The sequence below is a fragment of the Paenibacillus faecis genome (assembly GCF_008084145.1).
GTDB lineage: Bacteria > Bacillota > Bacilli > Paenibacillales > Paenibacillaceae > Fontibacillus > Fontibacillus faecis.
The window spans coordinates 708,210-732,997 of record NZ_VSDO01000003.1 but is presented as its reverse complement, the minus strand read 5'-3'; the positions used below and the strand labels follow the sequence as shown (position 1 = coordinate 732,997).

The 24,788-nt window shown below is 47.8% G+C and carries 22 protein-coding genes; 11 read left to right on the top strand and 11 right to left on the bottom strand.

Going from position 1 to position 24,788, the window contains the following annotated elements; translation table 11 throughout:
* Nucleotides 1-53: 53 nt before the first annotated feature.
* Nucleotides 54-1,424, bottom strand: coding sequence for a sensor histidine kinase (locus FRY98_RS16670; protein ID WP_148453953.1), 1,371 nt, complete (start codon nt 1,422-1,424; stop codon nt 54-56).
* Entirely contained in the window at nt 1,417-2,100 is a 684-nt protein-coding gene (locus FRY98_RS16665) for a response regulator transcription factor (protein WP_148453951.1), read from the bottom strand. Before FRY98_RS16665 ends, FRY98_RS16670 begins: the two co-directional genes overlap by 8 nt.
* Before the next feature lie 447 nt (nt 2,101-2,547).
* Here FRY98_RS16665 and FRY98_RS16660 point away from each other — a divergent pair, with 447 nt between their 5' ends.
* The 7 genes from FRY98_RS16660 to FRY98_RS16630 all read left to right on the top strand — a co-directional run bounded on the left by FRY98_RS16660 (nt 2,548) and on the right by FRY98_RS16630 (nt 8,554).
* On the top strand, nt 2,548-4,677 hold the full coding sequence (locus FRY98_RS16660) for a 5'-nucleotidase C-terminal domain-containing protein (RefSeq protein WP_148453949.1): 2,130 nt from the start codon (nt 2,548-2,550) through the stop codon (nt 4,675-4,677).
* Between the two features lie 206 nt (nt 4,678-4,883).
* Nucleotides 4,884-5,507: a hypothetical protein gene (locus FRY98_RS28985; protein ID WP_225039061.1), complete on the top strand. Its 624-nt coding sequence runs from the start codon at nt 4,884-4,886 to the stop codon at nt 5,505-5,507.
* A 65-nt stretch (nt 5,508-5,572) separates the two neighbouring features.
* Complete coding sequence (locus tag FRY98_RS16650) at nt 5,573-6,052, top strand: DinB family protein (protein WP_148453947.1); 480 nt, start codon at nt 5,573-5,575, stop codon at nt 6,050-6,052.
* A gap of 91 nt (nt 6,053-6,143) precedes the next feature.
* The gene (locus FRY98_RS16645; protein WP_225039060.1) at nt 6,144-6,929 is read left to right on the top strand and encodes a YwqG family protein; all 786 of its coding nucleotides are present in this window, start codon (nt 6,144-6,146) and stop codon (nt 6,927-6,929) included.
* Between the two features lie 36 nt (nt 6,930-6,965).
* Nucleotides 6,966-7,382 carry a VOC family protein gene (locus tag FRY98_RS16640; protein WP_148453945.1) on the top strand — a complete coding sequence of 139 codons (417 nt, stop codon included), beginning with the start codon at nt 6,966-6,968 and terminating at the stop codon, nt 7,380-7,382.
* Between the two features lie 55 nt (nt 7,383-7,437).
* Complete coding sequence (locus FRY98_RS16635; RefSeq protein WP_148453943.1) at nt 7,438-7,962, top strand: DUF5946 family protein; 525 nt, start codon at nt 7,438-7,440, stop codon at nt 7,960-7,962.
* A gap of 13 nt (nt 7,963-7,975) precedes the next feature.
* The gene (locus FRY98_RS16630) at nt 7,976-8,554 is read left to right on the top strand and encodes an MBL fold metallo-hydrolase (protein WP_170287113.1); all 579 of its coding nucleotides are present in this window, start codon (nt 7,976-7,978) and stop codon (nt 8,552-8,554) included.
* 113 nt (nt 8,555-8,667) lie between these two features.
* On the opposite strand, the gene FRY98_RS16625 is transcribed toward FRY98_RS16630, so the two are convergent.
* The gene (locus FRY98_RS16625; protein WP_148453939.1) at nt 8,668-9,123 is read right to left on the bottom strand and encodes a DoxX family protein; all 456 of its coding nucleotides are present in this window, start codon (nt 9,121-9,123) and stop codon (nt 8,668-8,670) included.
* 99 nt (nt 9,124-9,222) lie between these two features.
* Nucleotides 9,223-10,119, bottom strand: a complete 897-nt coding sequence (locus FRY98_RS16620) for a class I SAM-dependent methyltransferase (RefSeq protein ID WP_148453937.1) — start codon at nt 10,117-10,119, stop codon at nt 9,223-9,225.
* A 217-nt stretch (nt 10,120-10,336) separates the two neighbouring features.
* Here FRY98_RS16620 and FRY98_RS16615 point away from each other — a divergent pair, with 217 nt between their 5' ends.
* A complete protein-coding gene (locus FRY98_RS16615; RefSeq protein ID WP_148453935.1) occupies nt 10,337-10,963 on the top strand; it encodes a TetR/AcrR family transcriptional regulator in 627 nt (208 codons plus the stop codon).
* A gap of 60 nt (nt 10,964-11,023) precedes the next feature.
* Here FRY98_RS16615 and FRY98_RS16610 read toward each other — a convergent pair whose 3' ends face one another.
* Both FRY98_RS16610 and FRY98_RS16605 read right to left on the bottom strand, forming a co-directional pair.
* Entirely contained in the window at nt 11,024-11,914 is an 891-nt protein-coding gene (locus tag FRY98_RS16610; RefSeq protein WP_148453933.1) for an NmrA family NAD(P)-binding protein, read from the bottom strand.
* 36 nt (nt 11,915-11,950) lie between these two features.
* Nucleotides 11,951-12,349 carry a nuclear transport factor 2 family protein gene (locus tag FRY98_RS16605; protein ID WP_170287112.1) on the bottom strand — a complete coding sequence of 133 codons (399 nt, stop codon included), beginning with the start codon at nt 12,347-12,349 and terminating at the stop codon, nt 11,951-11,953.
* Between the two features lie 256 nt (nt 12,350-12,605).
* On the opposite strand from FRY98_RS16605, the gene FRY98_RS16600 reads away from it, so the two are divergent.
* Complete coding sequence (locus FRY98_RS16600) at nt 12,606-13,244, top strand: histidine phosphatase family protein (RefSeq protein ID WP_170287111.1); 639 nt, start codon at nt 12,606-12,608, stop codon at nt 13,242-13,244.
* A gap of 496 nt (nt 13,245-13,740) precedes the next feature.
* On the opposite strand, the gene FRY98_RS16595 is transcribed toward FRY98_RS16600, so the two are convergent.
* The 5 genes from FRY98_RS16595 to FRY98_RS16575 all read right to left on the bottom strand — a co-directional run bounded on the left by FRY98_RS16595 (nt 13,741) and on the right by FRY98_RS16575 (nt 18,612).
* The gene (locus FRY98_RS16595; RefSeq protein WP_148453929.1) at nt 13,741-14,313 is read right to left on the bottom strand and encodes a DUF4062 domain-containing protein; all 573 of its coding nucleotides are present in this window, start codon (nt 14,311-14,313) and stop codon (nt 13,741-13,743) included.
* 27 nt (nt 14,314-14,340) lie between these two features.
* The gene (locus FRY98_RS16590; RefSeq protein ID WP_148453927.1) at nt 14,341-15,234 is read right to left on the bottom strand and encodes a CPBP family intramembrane glutamic endopeptidase; all 894 of its coding nucleotides are present in this window, start codon (nt 15,232-15,234) and stop codon (nt 14,341-14,343) included.
* A 116-nt stretch (nt 15,235-15,350) separates the two neighbouring features.
* A complete protein-coding gene (locus FRY98_RS16585; RefSeq protein WP_148453925.1) occupies nt 15,351-15,995 on the bottom strand; it encodes a response regulator transcription factor in 645 nt (214 codons plus the stop codon).
* The gene (locus FRY98_RS16580; protein ID WP_170287110.1) at nt 15,982-17,157 is read right to left on the bottom strand and encodes a sensor histidine kinase; all 1,176 of its coding nucleotides are present in this window, start codon (nt 17,155-17,157) and stop codon (nt 15,982-15,984) included. The genes FRY98_RS16585 and FRY98_RS16580 overlap by 14 nt, the downstream gene beginning before the upstream one ends.
* 102 nt (nt 17,158-17,259) lie before the next feature.
* A complete protein-coding gene (locus FRY98_RS16575; RefSeq protein WP_148453923.1) occupies nt 17,260-18,612 on the bottom strand; it encodes an MATE family efflux transporter in 1,353 nt (450 codons plus the stop codon).
* 136 nt (nt 18,613-18,748) lie between these two features.
* Between FRY98_RS16575 and FRY98_RS16570 the strand changes: the two genes are divergently transcribed.
* Both FRY98_RS16570 and FRY98_RS16565 read left to right on the top strand, forming a co-directional pair.
* Entirely contained in the window at nt 18,749-19,435 is a 687-nt protein-coding gene (locus tag FRY98_RS16570; RefSeq protein WP_148454564.1) for a TetR/AcrR family transcriptional regulator C-terminal domain-containing protein, read from the top strand.
* Between the two features lie 1,080 nt (nt 19,436-20,515).
* Complete coding sequence (locus FRY98_RS16565; protein WP_170287109.1) at nt 20,516-24,304, top strand: DUF8202 domain-containing protein; 3,789 nt, start codon at nt 20,516-20,518, stop codon at nt 24,302-24,304.
* The last annotated feature ends 484 nt before the right edge of the window (nt 24,305-24,788 follow it).

Here is a 24,788-nt window from a genome sequence, read left to right as displayed (position 1 = left end):
GGCTTTTCGAGGATAGTATAAAGCCCGAATTTGTCCTCAGTTTGAACGGAGGATTACAATTCGGGCTTTGTATCTTCGAGGGGAAGGGTGATCGAGAAGGAGGTTCCGCTCCCCAATCTGCTGGACACTTCGATTTTTCCATGATGAAGGTCGACAATTCGCTTCACGATGGAAAGACCGATTCCGTTGCCGCTAATATTGCGGTTTCTCGCTTTATCCACTTTGTAGAACGGTTTGAAAATTTGGCTGATTTCCTCCTCAGGTATGCCGATTCCATTGTCCGTTATTCGGACGACCGCGCTTTCGCCTCTCTGGAAAGACTCCACCATTATCTTTCCATGATCGGCGGTAAATTTGATGCCATTGCCAAGCAAGTTGTTCCACACCTGATTCATCTTGTCTTCATCCGCCACAAGAGTTATCGGCTCCAGCCTAAGTTGCATATCCAGATTGCGGGCAGACCATTGCGGTTCCAGGCGAATGACAGCTTTGCGCAGTTGCTCGTCGAGACGAAACTTTTGCGGGGCGGGCTTTGCATGCTCGTGCTCCAGGCTGGTCAATTCCAGCAGATCGTCGCACAGCCGGGACAGCCTGTCGCTCTCCTCGTCGATAATATTCAGCATCCGCATACGGGTCTTCTCGTCCATGGACTTGATCTTCAGCACACGGGTATATCCTTTGATCGATGTTAGAGGAGATTGGATTTCGTGGGATACATCGGAAACAAACCGCCGACGGAGCATATCCAGCCTTCCCAATTCAGCCGCCATCGCGTTAAAGCTTAGAGTAAGCTGTCCAATTTCGTCGCGACGTTTGGTAGACAGGCCAACGTTAAAATCACCCCTGGCCATTCTTTGCGTTGCATGTGTCAACTTCCGCAGGGGCCTGACCAAATACCGCGCAGCGATCAACACCAGAATACTTCCCAAACCGAGAGTAAACAGCTGCTGATACCGGATCAAGGAATCGATTTCGTCGAGGAAAAAACCGGTCTGGGTCGTAACCAACAAGGCGTGCGGCGAACCGTTCAGCGCAAAAGGCAGGCCAACCGTAATCTCGTCATCCTCACTGGATCCGTTGCGATAAATTTTGTTTTGTTTGAGCACTTGCTGCAGATACGGTTGATCCTTCTTTGGGTCTGGAAGAGCGCTCCCCGGGTTCAGCAGCGTTCCCGCACTGTCATAAAACCGTATCTTATAAAAGGGAGTGGAGCTGCTTACTTCCACGAAAGCCTTCGCATCCTTCGGAGACAATTTCTTATATAATTGAATGATCATTTCGGCATTGCCGATCATCTTCTCTTCCACGATCGCTTCGATATGGCTTTTGTAGAAATAGCTTTGAACGAAAAAAACCGAGAGCAGGCTGACTATGACGGCCCCCAGAAACGTGAACACGACGCGGGCATAGAGCGAGTTAATCATGATACGCCTCCAGACGGTAGCCCATGCCGCGAATCGTTACGATGCGAAAATCTTCGGCATACCGCTCAAACTTGTCGCGCAGACGTTTGACATGCGTGTCCACGGTGCGTTCATCCCCATTGTACGCGTAGCCCCAGATGTCGCGGATCAGCATGTCGCGTGTAAAAATTTGCCCGGGATAACTGGCCAGTTTGTATAGCAGCTCAAATTCTTTTAAAGGAAGAGCCCATTCCTCGCCCGTATCGGAAAAGTGAACCTGGTAGCTCGTTTTATCGAGAATGACTCGACCGAGCTTCACGATATGGGAGGTAGCGATCCGATACCTTTTGAGCAGTGCCTTGACCCGCATGACCATCTCCATCGGATCAAAAGGTTTGGTCAAATAGTCGTCCGTCCCCAAACGAAAGCCTTTGACTTTGTCCAGCGACTCCTTTTTGGCCGTGACCATCAGCATCGGCTTGTCCCCGACCTCCCGCAGCTTTCTGCACAGTTCCCAACCGTCCATACCGGGCATCATAATATCCAAAATGATTAAATCGACGGAATGATGCAAGTAATAATCCCAGGCTTCGAGACCATCCATTTTCTCTACGACGTCCATACCTTCGTCTCTTAATAACAGCCCTGCCAGTTCGCGGACAAAGGCGTCGTCATCCACTACCATAATCGTCGGCAATGTTCATTCACCTCGTACTAACTTTCCCTGCCATGAGAAAAGCATCAATTAGAAGCCCTCCCTAGTATCTTACACAGAGAAGGGGGGGCGTTGCAAAACGATTAGAAATCTATTATTCCAGCGTTTAATCTTGTTTATTATGTAGCCTTTTTAGACTATGCGTAAAATTTGAAGCGAAAGGATCTGGTACATTGTTCCATTATATGGTACCATGAATTCTACTTTAGAATTGTATACGCTTTCTTAAGTCGGAAAAGTCTTGAATAAAGGGGGATTTATCGTCCAAACATGAATGAACAAAGTGCAAAAAATAAGATGGCTTGGGAACATCGAGCATACGAATTTTTTCAACTTTTTTTACATAGATTTCATACAGTCTACGATGTTTCTGAATTTAATCATGTTAGAGTTGTCAGGAGTAGAAACTGGAGAGGGGTTTTGTAACTTATGTCATGGAAAAAGAATGTGGGTAAAAGCACTGTTCGTGTGGCCGCTGCAGCACTATTGCTTTCCCAGCTATTGGGCGCGGCAGGTTCTGTCTCGGCTGCAAGCCAAGATGTCGAAGTACACTTGATTGGAATCAATGACCTGCACGGTCAGTTAGATACCACATCGATCGTTAATGATAAAAAAGTAGGAACAGCTCCGATTCTAGCAACCTATCTAAAAGAAGCTCAAGCCAAATATAAACACTCCCTACTCTTTCATAATGGAGATTCGGTTGGCGCATCCGCTCCAGTCTCTTCTCTAGATCGGGATGAGCCTACGATGGAATGGATGAATATGATGGGCTTTGATGTGGCTTCCTTAGGCAATCATGAATTCGACCAGGGTATCGCGGCATTAAAAGCACAAATCTTTGGCGGCCTTGACCCCAAAGAAGGCAAGGTAACTCATGCCGGTGCAAAGTTTGATTATGTCAATGCCAACGTCATTGAAACTTCCACGGGCAAAACCTTGCTTAAGCCCTATGTGATTAAAGAAGTGGGCGGCGTCAAAATCGGATTTATCGGATTGGTGACCAAGGCTACACCCGCTAAAGTATCTCCATCCGGCACAGCGGGCGTACGTTTCTTAAGCGCAGAAGAAGAAGTCGAAGCGGTCAATAAATATGCCAAAGAATTGCAAGATCAAGGTGTGGAGACGATCATCGTCCTGGCGCATGATCCGGCAACAACCAAAGAAGGCGTAACAACGGGAGAAGCGGCGGATTTAGCAAAGGCTTTGCCGGCGGATTCCCCTGTGGACGTTATCGTTGCGGGTGACAATCATGCATTTGCCAACGGTGAAGTGAATGGAAAATTGATCGTTCAAGCCTATTCTTATGGTACGGCATTTGAAGATATTAAGTTGATGATCGACCCTACGACGGGGGATGTCACCGAGAAATCAGCTACCGTGACAACGACTTTTCAGGAGGGTGTAAAAGAAGACCCCGAATCTTTAGCTATTATTAAAAAATCTTTAGACAAACATCCTGAGTTGACGAAGCCGGTAGGTACAACAGACGGTTCTGTCACTCGTACAGACGCCTATAATAACGAAGCGCCTCTAGGGAACCTCATTGCGGATGCCATGCGCCAAGCGGACTTTGGCGATAAGGCAGGTCCTGCTGACTTTGCATTTATGAACCCAGGCGGTATTCGTGCGGATCTGCCGCAAGGCGATGTGACCTTTGCCGATCTTGCTAAAATCCAACCTTTTGGCAATACTTTGGTGAAGCTAGAGCTGACCGGTAAACAAATTCAAACGTTGTTGGAGCAGCAATGGGGAACCAATGCCGACGGTACGCCAAACACAAAAACACTACAAATTTCCGGCTTGAAGTACACTGCAGATTTCAATAAGCCGGTTGCGGAGCGTGTCACTAGTCTTAGTCTTGAGGATGGCACACCTATTGATCCTGAAAAAACATATATGGCGATAGTTAACAACTTTATGGCAGCGGGTGGAGATAACTATAAAGTGTTGGTGGATGCCAAATCCTCCTTGGCAGGCCCGATCGATCTGGATGTATTCTACCAGTACATTGTAGATACGTTTAAAGGCGGTAAGATTGAGGCGAAAAAGGAAGGACGTATCACGAATCTGGCTGCCACATCTACAGAGCCAACTGAACCACCTGCAACAGCAACAGAATTCATTTCCCGCGCTGAATTTGTAAGTGCACTGGTAGACATGTTGAAACTCAACGAGGTAGCCACAGCGCCTGCATTTAAGGATGTTGCTGCTGACGCTGCCTATGCGGATGCCATCGCTGAAGCTGCTCATGCCGGATTCATTCAAGGCTACGATGGTAACTTCAATCCGGATCGTGAGATCACTCGTGAAGAAGCGGCTATGATTCTTGCCAACCTGTTAAACCATCCAGCTTCCGATAAAAATGCGGCTGCGATCCTTGCAGGTTTTGAAGATGGCGAAACCGTTTCCGCCTATGCGGTTGAATCCATGGCAAAACTGGTTGACAAAGGTATTCTTAATGCAGCAGACAAAAACCTGCTTCAACCTAAACAAGGTCTTTCTGTTAACGAAGCAAAAGCATTAATCCAAAAAGCTGTGGCCGCCAAGGCTTCTTAATGTAGCACCTATCCAACCTTATAGTAAGACAGGAAAACACATCCTTTTTGGTCCATATTCCAATTTAGGATGTGTTTTTTCACGCTTACATGACACGTCCACCCCGTACCCTTTTTAAATGAGAATACAGGTATATAGTAGGTAGATTCAGGAAAAATGAGCTTTATAATGGAATTAAGATATATGATCAAAGGAGTTATGGCGCTATGTCTTCCAATCAACAGCTTCACAAGGAATCCATGAAGTATCTAACGACTGCCCCCCTTCGTGAAAATGACGCTAAGTTTATCAGCGCAATAGGCGGGGTAACCTATGAGTTTTTAACAGCAGACGAAGCAGCTTTGATCGAGGAGCTGTATTTTAAATTGAAGAATATCGCATTGCGAAATCAAATTCTGTACGGTCTAATCCGGTGCAAGGAATTGGAATTGAAAGATTTTTTTCAGAAAGCCTATAAAAAAGAACGATACTTGGACATGAAACTGCTCGCGATCCATGGATTAGCACATGATGCTTCAGAAGAAGAGATCGACAAGGTCATGGATCATTTCCTTAAGATTTTGGTAAAAAGGCCGGAGTCTACCCCTTATAACTACCAAGAATATGAGTTTTTAAGGTCTGCCTTCGGGCTGCCTCTCCTCGTTAAAAAATACGGTTATCCCTGTTTTGAAAAAGTACGGCAACAAGTCGAGAAACAGTATCAAGATATGCCGGAGGCCTTTAAGGGGCATTTTACCTTTGATGAAGACGGAAAGGCCGTTCAGTTGAGGCTTCCAAGCGAAACGAAAAAAATGATCGATCGCTTTTTTGCCTCACAGTACGGTCGCTGATACCTGAAGACACTCCCGTATTAACCCGATCAGGGGGTGGACATCGTTGAATAGGAGGTTGCGATATGTTGAAACTGTTCGAATATAACTGGCAGGTTCGCAAGGATTGGTTTGCTTGGTGTGATACGGTGAACGAGGAGGAATTAATGAAAAGACGCACGGGCGGGATCGGATACATTTTACCCACTTTGTATCACATTGTGGCAGTCGAGTATGGCTGGATATGCGGGGGAATTCAGGGGAAAGACATTAAAATCCCTCCTTTCGAGGAGTTGACCAGCTTGCAACAAATCAAAGACTTCTCCGACCGTTGCCACACTGAAGTTGCACCGTTTATCTATGATTGGAACGACAGCCTGGAGGACCTGATTATGATTGATATCACGGATGAAGGGGAACAAGAAGCTCATAAATATGGCGAAGTATTGCGGCACGTTATCGCTCACGAGATTCACCACATCGGCCAATTATCAGTATGGTCACGTGAAATGGGGAAGAAGCCTGTCACTGCAAATTTAATAGGAAGAGGATTATTCCCAATTTAGCGTGCGGGTTGCCTCTCCTCGTTAAATAATACGGGTACCCTGATCAGCCGGACAGGCGGTATGCGGTACTCTGGAGTACTTTTATAGGATTATGAAATGGATTTTGGAAGTCAAATATCGGATCGGAGGATTTAAATTGATAACCTACGAAATTCCTGAAATTTTGAAAAAGCATGAGCCTATCATTAAAAAAACGTTTAGGTATAGTAACGAGATCCATTTTAAACGGGAAGAAACAAAGCCTTGGGAGAGTAAACTAGGCGGATGTCCCTATTTAAAAAACATTAAAGATTATCCGATGGATGAAGCTGGAGAGCCGATGTTGTTTTTAGCGCAAATCAATCTCGCAGACCTCGAAAAGCTAGATGAACTGCCAGAACGAGGGCTGCTGCAGTTTTACGTTGCAAATGATGATATGTTTGGTTTGGATAGTCCAGTTCTTGTAAGATATATAGAAGATTATGAGGAAAATGAAGAGCATTTACTAAAGAAAAATCCTTATGAAAACGAAGAGTATGAGGGGAATCTCCCCTTCTCACATAGTGGAAAGATGTATTTTAAAACAAGGGAAATGCCTATGTCCTCCTCCTTGGATTTATTTCGGGAAACTTTTAAGAATGAGCTTTCAGAAGCAGAATATGAGAAGTTGAGCGATGATTGCTATAGCAGTAATAGCAGAGTTGGCGGGTATCCGTATTTTGTTCAGAATGACTATTTGGGTTTTGACGACGATGATTTCCTCTTATTGCAACTGGATATCGATGATGAATGCGGAATTATGTTCGGGGATGCCGGGAACTGTGTTTTCTCGATTCCAAAGGATGCACTAAGAAATAGGGATTTTTCACAAGTCGTGTATGATTGGCAATGCTGCTAGTTGAACAAGTCAAATAGGGATGATGGGAGAATGGGCATGAGAGTAAAATTAGAAGGAATCACGGTTTTGGCGCGTGATGTTCCTGGATTGACCAGCTTTTATCGTGATGTCCTGGGATTTAAGGTGCTTATAGAAGAAGAGCATTACACTGAATTTGAGAATGACGGCGTCCGACTAGCCATTTTCTCGGGACCCTTAATGGCAGATAACACAAACGGTCACCATTCTTTTCTAGAAGAGCGTAAAGGGCAAGCGTTTGAGCTTAACTTCGAATGTGATTCTCCTGAGGATGTCTACGTTAGGTATGATGCTTTTGTTGCAAAAGGGGCTGTAGGGATAACGGCGCCGAAGGTGATGCCCTGGGGGCATACCACGGGCTTCTTTGCGGATCCAGAAGGCAACATTCATTCCCTCTTCGCCGTCAACCCCGTTAGGGCGGAGGATGCTGATTGACTTTAACGTAGCGTTAACCCTTATAGTGGTAATAAGGGGTGATTAAGGTGAGTCTATGCAGAGTATAGAGCGACAAGCCCAGAAAAACGGCGTAAAGTTGAAGGATTACGGGAGATGCCAATTTTGTGGGGCAAAAACCAAAGGCGGAGTATTTGAATGTTTTGACATTTTCAATGATATGGCAAGTAACTTTGTGGGTGGAACCGGTCTGTTTCCATTTATATTTGCCGATGCCCATTGTTTGCAACATTCGGAGGTTCATGGGCAATGGAACAACAATTTTCATCTCACCAGACAATATTTAATTCTTGAAAAAAATATAGAATGGACGTATTCAAAAACACCTCAGTTAAGCCATATCATGGATCAATACAAATTGTCCCATCCGGATGTTTTGATCCCCACATTGCCTGTTCAAGAAAGAGGAGAAGTCACGGTTACGGACTTGGTAGGACTTAAGCTAAAAGATCTTGAAATGATGATATTAAAATGGGCAAATGATGTATATCAATCCTATGGTCGATTTCATCCTAATGCAAAAGTTGTGGGCGATCTCTATATCAACCGATATGAACGATAAAATGGAGGGCCCGATGAATGTATTAAATATGGGTTATGGTTCGACAAATTATTATGCGGTTGAATATCAAGAAAAGTATCTGCTAATCGATACGGGCTTGCCGGGTACGCTTGGAAAGATGATGAGCCAACTGCGAAAGTTTGGAATCCAATTGAAGGATATTCATCATTTGATGGTTACTCACTTTCATCCTGATCATTGTGGAATCGCACAAGAGATTCAAGCCATGGGCGTTGAATTAATCATCGGCAGAACGCAACTGGATTTTCTCGAATCCGCCAATGAATCCATGAGAAAGCTTCACGATTTTAAGGAAATTGTAATTAACCCACGAAACATAATCAACGAAAACGATACATCGGCATTTTTTGAGAAAGTAGGCATGCCAGGTTATATCCTCCATACACCAGGTCACTCAGATGATTCCATCAGTATTGTAATCGAGGGGGTAGGGATTTTTACGGGTGATTTGCCTTTCCAAAACCAGTTGATTATTGAATCGAACGAAAAGGTTGATATTAGTTGGTCGCAACTAAGAAGGACAAACGAAAAAAGGGTATTCCCGGGGCATGGGAAGGGCATAACACTTTGAGTTGCCAGTTTGAAGCTAGTGTATTTCTTAAATGGAAAAAAGAAGGGGCCCTCCTGAAAAAGGAAGGCCTTTTTAGCTGAACTGGTCGCAATCTGGAATTCGCGGTTCGTCTTCTATTTGGGAGTCCGAGTCACCGTATTGTTGAATCTTTGTTTTTGCGCACGTTTTTCAGGGTCCCCAAGTAAAATCCCCAGGATGCGGCTTTCTGGTCTCAGCGCCCATGAGGCGATATTGAGGGCCGCATAGAAAAGCGGAAGGATAATATTGAACCCGAAAGTACCGTAGTCGCTAGCGAAAGCATGAGATAAAGCCGCGCCTGTCATTAAAAAGAAGACACCGGCATGGGCCCATTCTTTAAGCCGAGGAAAACCTGGAAGAACGATAGCAATAACCGCGAGTATTTTCCAACCCCCAAGAATATTCATGATGTACAACGGGTAACCGATATTTTCTACCAACTCGACATTTTCTCCTAATTTCATCAGTTGGCCCAAACCACTTAACAGCATCGATACGGCGAAAAATGAAGTGACTATCCAGTATGCAATCCTTTTTCCTTTTGCTCCCATGCTTTGATCCCATCCTCTTTTTTAAAATGTCTTTCACTTGATGGGTTTATAATAACTTTAAAACGTATCAAAAAATGATACTATTTTGGATTTTTTCCCTCAATCTCTGCTGTACATCTGTTGGTTTTGCAGGCGGACCAGCACCTTGCCGAACCGTCCTCCCTTCCGGACGGTCACCTCGCCGGAAGGATAATTGCGCTCCAGATGCTCCAGGACGATGCGGCGCACCCGCGCTTGCTCATCTGCCGATCGACTGGACGTTTGCAGCATAGTCATGACCTCTTCCAACGCCACGGCATGGGATACCACCATGGTCTGCATTTCCCTCGTAACCAGTGACTGGTAAGCATAACCCTTAAGCAGCAGGATATGGGACAAATAGGCCATATCCATCACTTCGTTCGTGCGGGGGCGGTCGTTAACAAGAGGCCATACTTCATCCAACAGACTGTGCTCCGCAGAGCCTACCATGGTGCTCAAATAGCAAAATTCCCGGGCACAGCTTAGCACCTTCTCGACATCATCCCAGTTGCTCCATACGGGGCACATGGAGACGAAGACGAGATCAAACGCCTTTTCCCATCCGTTAGTCTGAACATCAATGTCCTCAAACGGTTTGGTTACGATCTTAATGTTCCCGGTTGCGGACCCGGCTACATTGTCTTTCATCAGTTCAACCAGCGGTAAGTTCGGCTCAAGGGCCGTAACTTCAGCTCCCCTCTCGGCAAAGGGCAGCGCAAAACCTCCGGAGGCCGCACCGATATCCAATACCGATTTCCCCGCAAAAGTGACCCCTTGGTCCTCCAGCCATCCGATAATCCGTTTGGCTCTGCGTCTGCCTCCTTCGCTGAAGACCTCCTTATTGAACGCCTGGGCTTTATGGTCAAAAGAGCGGGTGGGATCAATCCCCGCATGTTTCATTCTCATCACTGCCGTTTGTGAATCTTCCTTCCAAGCCCGTTCCCATACCGCCGCATCAAATAATTCATTCTTCATGGTACCCGCTCCTTTTAAGGTTTTAAAATTCGTAGCATAAGGCTCCAGCATTTTTTATCGTAGACTTAATGTGTCTACAATAACTATAGATAAATGGATTGTCAAGATTAACACGTGATGAATTTACGGTTCGGTAGCATCCAGGCGGAAGAAGCGGGTTCGCCAGCAATTATAGTATAATTGCTTATAGGTGGAACTGAAGAAAGGGGGGTGAGTGGTGGCAAGAACGAAGGCGTTTGATACGAATGAGATCCTTTATAAAGCCATGCATGTTTTTGGAAATCGCGGCTATGAAGGCACCTCGCTGCCGGATTTAATCCAAGGATTGGGCATTGCCCGCCAAAGTATATATGATACGTATGGAACGAAGTGGGAGTTGTTTTTCGCAGCAGTCCGACATTATATGGATCAGAAGAATCAGGAGTTGAAGCAGCATTGCGAGGGACCGGGAACGGTCGTTGAAAAGGTGGAACTCGCATTCACAACCATCATTAAAGTGCTCGTGGACCCCGAATTGCGCCTGCAATGCTTCATTATCAGCAGCGCGATCGAGCAGGCGCCTCATCATGAGGAGCTGGCTGCTTATTTGCACGAGAGTATCGAGCTGTCGGAACAGATCTTTTACACTATGCTGGAACGCGCGGTGGAAGAAGGGGGACTGGACCCGGAGGTGAACATCCGAGACCTGGCCCGGTTCCTGGTGCATGAGCGGATCGCCCTGATCACGTCAGCCAAGCTGGGAATGGATGAGCCGAGGCTGGTTGCCATTCTACAGATGGTACTGTCGGTCTTCCGGACGATACAAGGACAAGGCAGCAAAGCGGTAGATCTCAACGAAGTGTAAACGTCAAAAGGCTCTCCTAGGGTCATCTTAAATGGTGATGACAGGAGAGCCTTCTTTATCTTAAGGTACCATTTGATTAATGAGATGAAACGACGTCTTATGCTCCGAAATGAATTGCTCCAGGGATCGCGGCTCTCGACCGGTTATACGAAGTACCGTGTCCGTTACCCGATCCTCCATTCCCTCCAAGCGAATACGGACATCCATTCCAGCCAGGTATTCGGCATAGCTCTCCGGCAGGCCGGAAGCCTTATGTCTCTCAGTGAGTTGCTCCGGTGTAACACGAATATGCTTGGCGTCCAGACCGGTAACCTTGCGGATCACGCCGGCCACATCATCATAAGTGAGGGATTCCGGGCCCGTAATGAGGAGTTCCCGGTTAGGGGGCTCCTTGTCGGTCAGGGCGTGGAAGCCAACCGCTGCGATATCATCGGCGTCGACGAAGCCGATCTTGCCGTCTCCCGCTGCCGTATAAATGCGCCCGCTGTGGCGCAAAGAGTACCCGTGCCCGTGGCTGGGTTCCGTGAAGTTCTGCATGAAGTAGGAGGGGCGCAATACGGCCCACTCGGGGGCATGGTCATGCAGATAACGGTGAACGCCACCGAAGATGGGGCCATCCTCCGGAATCGAGGCACTGGATAACAGGACGAAGCGCTTAACCGAAGCGTCCAGTGCTCTGCGGATAAAAGGAATCATGACTTCTTCAGGATGCAGGCTCGCAGGCGCGACCAGATATACGGCATGGACGTCCTGCAGGAGGTCATCATGGTTCGAGTCGTCAAACCAGTCGAAGGGGACGTGTTCGCCGACTTGTTGATCCCCGGGCTTGGGGATGCTGCGTCCGGCTCTTCGAACCAGATAGCCCTGACTGTGCAGCAGCTGTGCGATACGGGAGGAAGTCTTGCCCTGTCCTCCGGTTAGCAGAAAACGAGTGGATGATTCATTAGGCATATGATTATCTCCTTTAGTTCTCATTCATGTCGGGTTTCAATTGACTGCTAGTGGATTCCAGTAGTCCTGGTAGCGGACAATCCTGCCATCTTGAACTTCGACTACGGATATATAGCTTTGTTCATAAGATCCGCCTGTGAGCAGGTTGCTGCCGCTCGCTTCAAATTGGGCAAAGAACACCGGAGCGCCGGCCGCTACATGAATGACCGGTTTGGTGAATGAAGTGATTTCAAGCACCTTTTCCAGCTTCTCGAGATACTGCTGCAGCGAGGCCTTCCCATCCAGACGTTTAGGATTCGGTTCCTGGGCATAAGGGAATTCAAAGACGATAGCGTCAGTAAACAAATCGAGAAATGCATCATAATCCTTACGAATATAACGGTCTGCGAAAAGTTGAATGAGCCGTTCAGCTTGCTCGTAAGACAAGGTACTCATTTCAGTGGCCTCGCTTTCTTGAGAGAATGGGTGCATGATCCAAGGGGGAAGGTCTAGGATTACTATATCACTTTCCGGACCGAACAGTCAAATATATTCGGACTGATTGGTCAAAAAATTGTGGAGCCGTTTTGAAGCCATTTGTAATCCTAAAAAGGCGGATAAGTTGAACAATTTGTCCCTTATCTGTTTTAACTTTCACCTCCTTGCAGACACTATTTCATGGTAAATACGTACCTGAAGGAGGTTTTAAAAAATGAAAGGATTATTTTTCACAAGTATCTTTGGCGTACTGCTCCTGATGCTCACACAACCGGCTGGAGCATCAGGGGGCGTTTCGGAATCAAGGCCCCTGGACTCCTCGTTGCTAAATTCACTTCGTCAAGGAGGTTATATCCTGTATGTAAGGCATGGGGATGCAACAGTAGGGGAGGACTTACCGAATCTTGATTTCAATGATTGCTCCACCCAAAGAAATCTCTCCGAGGCTGGAAGAAGACAAGCTGTCCAATTTGGTGAGGAGCTGCGCAGTTTGCAAATTCCGATCCAGACCCCCGTTCTGGCTAGTCCCTTTTGCCGGACAAAGGAAACCGCAGCATTGGCCTTTAGCCAGGACCAGGTTCAAACCGACCCGTTCTGGGTCAGAGTGTATAAATTAAACGCTTCCTTGCCTCCCGCCGAGCAGCAATCAACTTTCAAAGACCTAACTTCTAAATTAGAAGCATTACCGTCTCCTAAGACCAACAAAGTGATTATTGCTCACAGTTTCCCTCAAGGGATGGGATTAGGGGAAATTCCAAGCTTAGGCACGGTTGTTATAAAACCAAGAGGGCGAGGGAATGGCTTTGAAGTTGTAGGCAGGTTTACCTTAGAGGAGTTGTTAAATCTGAATTGAGATAAGTAGGGCGAAAAGAGGGGAGATCTATGCCTGAGCGTTAGACACTAAAAAACCAAGGGGTGGCTTAATGGCTAATCGAAGTGATATGTCACATCCCAAGAGGCGCCTAGTGTGTTGACTAAGCTTCGAACTCCAAAAAGATGCAAATCTGCAGGTATTTTAGGCCGGTCCTCAAGGGAATGCGAAAAAAGATGCAAATCTGCAGGAATTTCCAGCGATTTTAGAGAAACGGGCCGGTTTCGTCGAAAATTCCTGCAGATTTGCAGGAATTTTGAAATTTTGGGCCCCAAACAAGAAAAAAACATGCACATATGCAGGAATTCTATGTTATCAAGGTTGTCTGAAGGGGTACTAGTAATCATCGCACCCCCTCAGGGGTAGGCAAAAGCGGCAACGGCATAGTAGCTTGAACGTAGCGAAAGCTAGCGCCATTAAGACGCGAGCCGGTAATAAAGGCTTATAGCCTTAGAGCAAACCACCCGTTTGATGGTGGTTATGGTTTCTTTTTCTCCAACTCCGCTTTTAATCTCGCATTCTCTTCCAACAGCTTTGGAACGTCCGGGATATCCTTGCCGGAAACCCAGCCAGACAAATCGTCTCTTGCAGCATACACCGGCAATTGGTCACGAAGTACCATCATAATATGCCGTACATCTTCAACATAATAGATAGGGACTTGTTCCATGACCGCTTGCTTAAACTCCTGGAACTCCTGATAGTATTCAATTGCCGAGAAGTCGTATGGCTTTTGTCTTAAGGCTTCATCCGTGACCACAAAAGCAAATCGGGGTTTGCCCGTTTCTCCGGCATACTCGTATTCCCACTGCGTGTAGCTCTTGGATTCATCATCAGGAAGCGTTAAACCATAGAATCCTCCGAGAATCAGCATATAGACATCCGACTCGTCGATCCATCGCTTCCTAATATGGATCGGACTTTCCTTGAAGGATTGTTCGATTCCCGCAGGGATATGACCGGCTCGAAGTACGGCTTCCACAGCGGTATGTCTTTCTTCAATAAGATCGTAGTAAGTAGACGATATATAAATTTGCAATTTTTTTCTCATAGGCCCACCCGGATTAAAGAAATAGTATTATTTTGAATCTACCATTCTCTTCCTTCCATTGTCAAAATGGGCATAGAAAGTTATGAGCATAGGAATAGAGATCAGAAGACTGATTACGACCGGAACAATAGAGCCTTCAAGTCCAAAGTCGCCCCCCGTGAGAAGTGCGGCACCGTTGACCTTTACAGTAAATAGACCGTTAGCGGCGTGTCCGGAAACAGGAATACCAAGCAAGCCTTCAACGGCATTCCAAGCAAAATGCAATCCCATCGTAAACCACAAGTTCCGCCGCCACAAGAAAGCGGCTCCGAGCAGAAGCCCTGCTTCCAGGGCTATGGCGAGCGCGCTCCATAAGGTTGCGCCTGCATTGCCAAGATGGGCGACTCCAAAGAATAGTGAGGTCACGGCAAGTGCGAGCGTTTTTCCCCCTAATTTATCGATGGCTTGCAACATAAGTCCCCGAAAGATGAGTTCCTCGATAACGGCTGCTCCTAAAGCTGCTTCAATGGAGGAAATCAGAACAAAACTCGTATCCGTGGAACCCGCCCACTGAAAGGAGTACCCTCCCAGAGCCATAATAATAAAAGCGGATCCCGTGATAAAAAGGGTCCCGATTAGTACGCCCAGAACCGTTTCAATCCCTGCGCGCTGTCCAGATATCTCTGGGGTGGACCGCCGCGCAAGGCAGGTCAGCGTGAGCTTATAAACCAAGATGGCAAGAAACCCCGTTATTAGAGTAAAAATAAGGGAAACGATCCCATCGAATTGCGCTGTCAACTGCCGGAATAACGCATCTATGAGAATGATGCCGATAGCTCCCGCAATCATCCAAACGAGGGGAAAGCCCCAAAATAAACTCCAAGCGCTCAACTTTTTGCCATTATGCGGCAGCCCTTTATTTTCAGACCCTTTTTTCTTCATGCCTTACATCACTCTCCCTGTTGTAGAATGCTATGAGTATAGGCTGAAAAAGTCATAAAGGGACAGTGCGCTTTGGTCATAATTTAATCTGCGGCTAGCTTCAAAAAAGCGGCTTCTCAACGATCCAAAATTCCCGAATCGCGTGCTTTACGGGCGGCCTCCCGTCTTCCTTTCACATGGAGCTTCGAATAAATCGCGGAGATATAATTTTTAACCGTCCCTTCGCTAAGATACAACGCCTCGGCGATTTCTTGATTACGCAGGCCGGCAGCCAGCTTATGCATCACTTCAATTTCACGGCCGGAGAGCCCGAACTCATTATTTTTCGGAGGGGTGGTGCGGTTGATGTTCTTGATCATTTTACTCGCCATTTCCTGCGTAATTAAAGTTCCCCCCGCCTGAACCACCCGTATGCCTGCCGCCAGGTCTCGGGGATGAATGGCTTTGAGGAGATAACCTTCCGCTCCATGGCTTAACGCCGCTAACACATATTCCACTTCTTTATAGGAGGTCAGCATGATGATTTTGGTTGCCGGCATTCGCTCTTTAATCAGAGCCGTTGCGGCGACGCCGTCCATGACCGGCATGTTGACATCCATCAACACCATATCCGGTTTAAACTGCTCGCAGGCCTTTAGGGCTTCTTCTCCATTTTTGGCTAACCCGACAATTTCTAAATCCTCTTCCATGGACAGCACGATATGCAAGCTCTCGAGAATCAACTCTTGATCATCCGCAAGCAGCACTTTAATCTTCACCATGCGGCATCACTCCTTTCAGCGGGATTTCGCATCTCACCTCGGTGATCGTGGGAATTCCCTTCCCGGATGATAGGTGCAGGCGGCCTCCCAACCGCTCGACCCGATGTTTCATCGCGGTCAATCCGAAACCATAATGGAACTTGTCGATCGGTATACCGTTATTTCGTACGGACAAATGAAGATGGCTCTCAGAATATCCAAGCTCCAGATGCAGTTGAGTAGCTTTTCCGTGTTTTAGCGCATTTGTAAAAGACTCCTGGATGACCCGCAGGACCGCTTGCCGTATATCAAAACGTATAGACCGCTCCGTCTCCGGCAGACTCAAAGTCAGGGCTGTACCCGTGTGTTCCCGGAAACGGGCCGCAAGGGATTCAACCTGTCGGATCAGACGGGATTCCTCTTCTTCTCCGATCTCGTGTACGATGTTTCTCATATCGTCCAGATTCGTTTCGGCCAATGCCCTTAAGCGAATCAGCCGGTCTTTGGCCTCGACAGGCTTGCTGTCCATCAGAGCAATAGAAGCATCCAGGCTCAAGATGAGTGAGATAAAGGAATGACCCAGAGTGTCATGAAGCTCCTTGGACATGCGGTTGCGCTCTTCAAGCAGAGTCATTTTCTCGATCTCGGCCGAGTAGTGGGTTAAGAGCTTGTTTTGACGCTCCACTTCGGCTGCCAGTCTATTCTTCTGCACATACGCATTGGCCACGAAGCTTGCCCACATCCCGATGAAGCAGAACAGCAGGTTGTCTGTTCCGACACTTAGAGTTTGCTCCCAAGATATTTTTAAGTAGGACTGAAAGAAAAATGGAATGACCGCGAGTAAGGGAATGATCCAGAGGGTTGGCTTCGTTAATAAGTATCCCATTGTAAGACTCGGCAGCAAATAGTCCGCTTTTGAAGTCAGGGTCGGATCCATGACAGAATGCACATAATAAGAACCGCCAAGCAACAGCTCCAGTATGCAAAACCAGACTTTGTTCATCCGGCGCCCGGGAAACCAGAACAGCAAAGGGGTAACAAGGGCTATGCTCAGCCAGATCACGTTAATTAGCGTTCGGGTTGAAAGTTCACTTCCTGGCAGAATCCGGGACAACAGCAGAATATAATGGTACGAACGAAGGGCGAATACCCCCCAATCCATGAAAGATAATATTTTTTTCATAGCCCCATCATACAGGAAAACCCCAAAACTTGGGTGAAGAATACGTAAAAAGGACAGGATCGGAAAGCCCCGAATCCTGTCCTCTTGCGTAGGATAGATTTCTTACTGCACCAAACTTTCTATATCCGGCTGCAACTTGTTCCGCAGAACATACAGCATGGCGGCCCCGACAAGGAACGCGACGGCATCCGCAATGACGAGTGACCAGACGACCCCGTGAAAGCCGTTCGTCTGATTGGCGATAAACAATACGGGAATCAGAGTCGCTCCTTGAATAACCGACATGATTAACGCGGCGGTTCCTTGGGCTGTGGCTTGAAAGATCCCCGTGAACAAGGTGGTCATTCCTGAAATGAACAAGGATAGGAACGTGACATGCAGAATATAGCTGCCCATTTCGATTAATTGCGGGTCATTCGTAAATAAACCGATCAAGTGGTCGGAGATCAGATAGACGATGACGCCGAACACGACGGCTAACGCCGCAATCGTTTTGATCGTAAACCCGATCGTATGCTTCATCCGTAATTTATTCGCTGTAAACGAGAAGGCAATGAGCGGCACGACTCCCTCGCATAACCCCATCAGAATAAACTCGGGAAATTGCATTAAACGTGACGAGATACCGTAAGCCGCTACGGCCGAATCTCCATACTCAACAAGAAAATGGTTAAAGATGAGCGACATCGCCCCCAAAAAGATACTCATAATAAAGACGGGGGTTCCAATTTTGAACACATTGCTCAGAACCTCCTTGGTAGCTTTGAACCATTTTACGGAGATGGTCAAGAATTGGCTCTTGGCTCCCATATGGAAGGCGTAGAAGGCACTCGCGACCAGGTTGGAAATAACCGTAGCGGACGCAACGCCGATCACGCCCCAGTGGAAAACGAAGATGACGAGCGCATCCAGAATAATATTAACGAGGACACTGAGCATCATACCGATCATCGACGTGATGGCCGCACCTTCCGAACGCACGATATTTTCCAGCGTGAAAAATAAGATGACGAAAGGTGAACCCACCAGCATCATCGTGACATAGTCCTTCGTAAATCCGAAGGAGTCGGGCGTTGCCCCCAAGCCATGAACGATGAGATCGATCAACGGGAGGCCGACGGCCATCACGATCATACCGAGAACCAGGCTGCTGTAAAAAGCGAATGAAGACACATGCTTGACGTCATCATATTTCTTCTCTCCCAGCAAACGGGAGATGAATGTGCCGCCACCTATGCCAAGCAAGTTGCCTAGCGCCATAATGATGGCGAATAACGGCAGGGTAAGCGCGAGTGCGGTTAACATGGCGGTATTGTGAAGCGTACCCAGAAAATAGGCGTTCAAAATGGAATAGATGACACTCATTGACGTGCCGAGCATCATCGGTACAGCGAAGTGAGCTACAGCTTTTGCGACGGGTGCTTTTTCAAAGTAATGGAGGTTTTCCGCATCCATGGGGTTCACCACTTTCATATATATTTTACAACCAATCTAACACCGTTAGGTTGAGCCTTACAGTGTTAGATGATAACATGGGCATAGGATCATGTAAAGCATAAACTTACACTGTTAGATAAAAGGGCGGATAATGATGAAAAAACAGCAGCCTCAGATTTCGGAGGATAAGATTTTGGAAGCCTCGTGGGAGCTTCTTCAAGAGGATGGCATCGAGAAATTCAGTATGCGACGATTGGCCGGCCGGCTGGGGATTCAGGCTCCCTCTCTGTACTGGCACTTCAAGAGCAAGCAGCATCTCTACCAGCGTCTGGCCAACCAGGTATCGAGCGTGATTCTAGAGGAGTTTCACTCCGAGGGGGACTGGAAGGAGCAACTGAAGGGGCTTGCCGTAACGGTTCGAAGCGTGCTCGGCCGGTATCCTTGCTCCACGCAGCTCATGATGTCGACGCTGCCCCATGAAGCGGATATCATCCGGTTCAACAATCGTATGCTGCGCTGCGTGGAATCGACGCCGCTCGAACCAGAGCAGAAAGTGCAAGTGGTTCTCACGCTTATGAACTATGTCTACAACTTCGTTCTGGACGATTATGAGCACCAGCGCAATGTCTCTGCGATTCTTGAGGAACAGGGAGCGGAGGCGCTTCCGGGCGAGCAAATGATTCACCTGCTGGATTCCATGAGCGAGACGGATGCGGGGCTGTTCCGGAGAATGTTCACGAGCGGGCTGTTCGAACTGATGGGGACCGACAAGGCGTTTGAGTTCGGCTTGAAGGTGATTTTGCTCGGGATTGAACAGGTGATCGAGGAACAGGCAAGGTAGAATGTAAAAAAATCCCTGCCAGGCAGTTCTTTCTTTCATGCGCGAGAACGATTCCACCGGTCAGATTGCCATACCAAGAACCATAATTTGTATAGTTTTTGTATAGGCGAGGTAGTTATGCTGGTCTATAAGGGTGTGTAAAATTTAGTCATTTTTGTTCCGTTGTGCCCAACGTCATAGGGAGAGGGGGAAGTTGGAACCGATTTGATTCAAACATAGTGCCGTAATGATAATGCTCAGGATCGCGACAATAGGACTGAAGGACAAACACCCGAAATGTGTATGCAAAATTCAAATCCTCCTGCAAATGTATGAGACAGGCAGGTGGATCTCTCTGTGGGAAGCCTGTTCCATTTGCTCTCCAGCGGTTTATACATACCAGGAGGTACGAAATGAACAGGGGGATGAGATTACGTGTCTACACGTAGCAGCAAGTTTTTTTGGAAAAAGCAGCTTATGGTTTTGCTGGCGTTTGTTGTGGTCGTAAGCGGATTTCCCGCTGCGTTCGCGCCGGTGGCGAAGGCGGCGGAAGCCGATCCTAAAAACCCGGGCGGAGCTAGTACAAAGGCTCCCGTGGTGTGGTTGAAGGCGGATGACGGCCTGGATGCTCCGGATGGAAAACTGGCAGGATGGAGCGATAAATCGGCGAATCCGATAAGGTTTGATATGGATGTTCCAGCGGGCCAAGAGGCGAGAATCCCGACAGTGAATGCAAGTGGGATTAACTTCAACCCAAGTATCAAATTTTATAACAATGACATTCCAAGAATTGGGCATTACAGTAAGTCAGTAAAACTGATTGGAGATAAGCCAATCACTTTCAAATCAGGCTTTGCTGTCTATAAGACTCCTGACTCCGGCAGTGCAGGAGCACTGGTTGGGGGAAAGGATAAAAATGCCGGTCAAACAAACGGTGTAATTATAATGGGCGGCTATGGTGATGACTTCACTACGGGAAATGGAACCACCGGGGTTTATAATTATTTTAGACCTGTAAACAGAACACGACCTCAACTAGTGAACTTTGAAATCGCCGACGTAAGCAGTAGCAGTCATTCCGCCAAGTTGGACGGGGAATCGGTGCCAATTACAAGACCGAGCGATTTTGGCGACATAACGTTCACACCTGTCATTGGAGCTACGAATGGGGGTTCTGATGATTGGTTGGGTCTTGGCGCCGATGTCGCGGAAATTATTTTATACGATCAATTGACAAGTGCCGATGCAGCGAAAATAGAGACCTATTTAGCGGTAAAGTATGGAATCACGCTGAATAAAGGCGGCAGTAATTACGTTGACACCGATGGTAATCCTGTGTGGCAGGTAGATGCCACTTACAAGTACAACATTGCAGGTATCGGCCGCGACAGCGTGGAGGGCCTTGACCAGAGACAAAGTCGCAGCGTTAACGCAGGTGTGCCGCAAGTGGCCATTGCTGCTGGTGTGTTTGCCGAAACCAATGAGGCTAATGGAAATTCACTTACGGACAAGCAGTATCTGATCTGGGGCGATAATGGCAAACCATTGCTTTTTGATCAGCAGATCGGTGACACAAAGGAATACCGTGCTCAACGTGTGTGGAAGGTGCAAAACACCGGGCAGGTGGGACAAGTTCAAGTTGCTATTCCGGAGAACAATATCCCGAAATTGGAGAAATTGTTCGTAAGCGATAGTGAAACTGACTTTACACCTGACCATGCTAAAAGTTATGAATTTGAAATTAAAGCGATTAACGGCATTTCGCATTATGTGGCTACAGTACCGGAAGGGTTGGCAGATGGGCAATTTTTTACATATGGAGTACTGGCCCCGGAGCCGGAGACCGTAACGCTTGAGGAGATCACCGCTGGCGGCAACGAGATCGTGCTGAGCTTTGATCAAGAGATTGCAACAGATGCTACTAAAGATGGTTTTTTAATTACAGTTGGTGACACCCAAGAGCCGGTCGATATCAGCAAAGTTGTCGTAGAAGGCAACAAAGTGAAATTGACGCTGTCGAAAGAGCTCAAACCGACTGATACCGTAAAACTGGAGTATAAGCATGCAGAAGGTAACTTAAAAGGAACCCATGGTGCCTCTGTCCTTGATTTTAATAAGGAAGTTACCAATAAAATTGGCGCTACTCCAACGGTGACGCTGACGGAACCGAACGGAACAGTGAGTACCGGCAAACCGCAATTTAAGGGAACGGCGACTCCAGGCTCCACAGTGACGGTAAAAGTAAGCGAAGGAATTACTTTGACCGCGGAAGCGGATGAACACGGCAACTGGAGCGTTCAACCGGAGCAAGACCTGCCGGATGGCACTTACAATGTTGAGGTTACCGCGACGTATGGCGGTAAAACATCGGAACCGTTCAAAATGGACGTAAAAGTAGATACAACCAAGCCAACGGTGACGCTGACCGAGCCACGCGGAACAGTGAATACCGGCAAACCGCAATTTAAGGGAACCGCAACGCCAGGTTCGGAAATAATGGTGAAGTTAAAGGATGGCCTTATCCTGACAACAAAAGCTGACGTGGACGGGAATTGGAGCGTTCAACCGGAGCAAGACTTGCCGGACGGAGTTTATGATGTCGAAATAGGAGCGGCCAAGGATGGAAAATACTCGGAACTGGTGAAAGTGAGTTTGAAGGTTGACACTACAGTTCCGGAAATCGTCGATAAATCCGCCCTTGAAGCCAAAATCTCGGATATGGACGGCAAACTTGAGAACGGCAATCTGAAAGCCGAAGATTACACCACGGAAAGCTGGCAAGCAATGCAGGATGTATTGAAGAAAGCGAGAGAAGTCTTCGCGGATTCAAATGCAACGCAAGAACAAGTAGACCAAGTCAAAACCGCGTTGGACAATGCCGAGAAGAACCTGGTGAAAATCGGCGGGGAACTGAAAGATTGGGAGCTTGTCGGACTAACTGAAGACGGTACGAAAGACATCAAGGTAAGCCCTGAGTTTAACCCGAATCAGTACAAGCATTACACGGCTACCGTAACGAATGACGTATACGGCATTGGCCTGAACCCAACGGTCGAATATCCGAATGGTACACAGGTGAAGGTTTACGTCAACGGAACGGAATACCCTGCGGAACAATGGAGCAAGCTTCCATTGAATGTGGGGCAGAGAAATCTGGTTCAGGTCAAAGTTGAAGACACGGCTGGCAACCTAATTAACGAGTATACCATCGAAATCACTCACGAAGACTCGCCGGCGGCCAACAACAAGCTGGGATCGTTGGTGCCGTCCACAGGCAGCCTGTATCCTGAGTTCAATCCGGATACAGCTTCCTACACGATGAGCGTAACGAACAGCGTGTATCAGATTCAGTTCAAGCCGACGGCGCAGAATCCGAACGCGAAGATTGAGATTCGTGTGGGTGCGAACGGTAAACCGCAAGCAGTGACGAGCGGCGAATTCAGCGGCGTTCTGAATCCCGGCTCGAACGACATTTACATCCTAGTCACGGATGAGAACAACGTTTCGAAGGAGTACAAAGTCACGGTGTACCGCGCGTACAGCAGCGGCTCCGATAACGGCGGCAGCGGCGGTTCCAGCAGTGGCGGCACGGTGACCACTTCGCCATCGACCGGCACGGGACAGGTGAGCAAGCCGCTCGATCTTGTCACGACGGTCAATGGGCAGCAAGTACCGTTTGCTACAGGCACGGTAACGCAAACGGGCGACCGTACGCAAACGACTGTAACTGTAGATGCGGGCAAACTGTCCGGCGTTCTCGCGGGCGGAAAAGGACAAAAGCTGTCCATCAGCGTTCCGAACAACGGCGATTTGACGGTGCAAGGATTGACGGTACAGCAGTTGAAAGAGCTGAAGGATTCCGGCTCCAGCCTGGAGATCGAGAATCTGCTGGCGATTTATCCGCTTCCTGCGGGACAACTGAACCTGAACCGCATCGCCGGCCAATTCGGCAACGCTTCGCTGAGCGACATCGCCGTCAACGTCAACATCAAACGGGCTTCGAACGAATTGAATCAACTCGCGCGTGAAGTGGCGGCTAAAAACGGCTATGAACTGCTCGTCCATCCGGTCGATCTGGACCTGTCCTTCACGCATGGCGGACAAACGATCAAGGCGGGTAAACTGAACAGTTATGCCGCCAAATATATCGCTTTGCCGGAAGGCGTTGATCCGAGCCGGATCACCACCGGCGTTATCGTAAACCCGGACGGCAGCGTGTTCCACGTGCCGACGGTAGTCACGAAGATCAACAACCGTTATTTTGCGAGAATCAACGATTTGCGCGGCAGTGGAACCTACTCCGTCATTTGGAATCCGAAGAATTATGACGATGTGTTGAACCACTGGGCGAAAGCTAGCGCCAATGATATCGGAGCCCGGTTGGTGATTGAAGGAACGGGCAACAATACCTTCACGCCAAACCGCGATATTAACCGCTCCGAATTTGCGGTATTTATCGTCAAAGGCTTGGGTCTGATGCGCCAGGATGTAGAGCAAAACGCTTTCCGCGATGTGCCTTCATCGACCTGGTACCATGCGGCAGTCACGATCGCCAGCGAATCCGGCATCGTGCTCGGTTATGACGATGGCGCGTTCCATGGCGAAGCGTACATTACGAGAGAGCAGGGAATGGCGATGATCGCGCGCGCCTACCGCCTGATCAGACCGGAAGCGTCGATGAATACGGAACAAATGAATGCCGTACTGTCCGGATACGGCGACGGCAACAAGGTATCGAATTGGGCGAAGGAAGCGGTCGCGCTGCTGATCTCCGAAGGAATTACCGAAGGTGGCAACGGCCAACTCTTGAAGCCGCAAGCGAAGATGACGCGGGCGGAAGCCGCCGCGATGATCCAACGCTTGTTGAAGACGACCGGACTGATTGACTAAGAAGATATCGATTTAAGCTGCAAAACAAAACAACCGTTGTCGGCTCAAAACCGGCGGCGGTTGTTTTTATTAGCGGCTTTAGCCAGTTGAGCACGCGAAGCGTGCGAAACAATAAACCACCTGCTATGTGCTTCCAACTCCAAAAAGATGCAAATCTGCAGGTATTTTAGGCCGATCCCCGAGGGGATGCGAAAAAAGATGCAAATCCGCAGGAATTTCCAGCGATTTTAGAGAAACGAGCCGGTTTCGTCGAAAATTCCTGCAGATTTGCAGGAATTTTGAAATTTTGGCCTTAAACAAGAAAAAAACATGCACATATGCAGGAATTCTATAGTATCCAGGTTGTCTGAAGGCGACTAGTAATAAACGCATCCCTTCAGGGGGAGGCAAAAGCGGCAACGGCATAGTAGCTTGACAAAGTGAAAGCTAGCTTCTTTAGACGCGAGCCGGTAATAATGGCTTATAGCCTAAGACGGGTGATTAT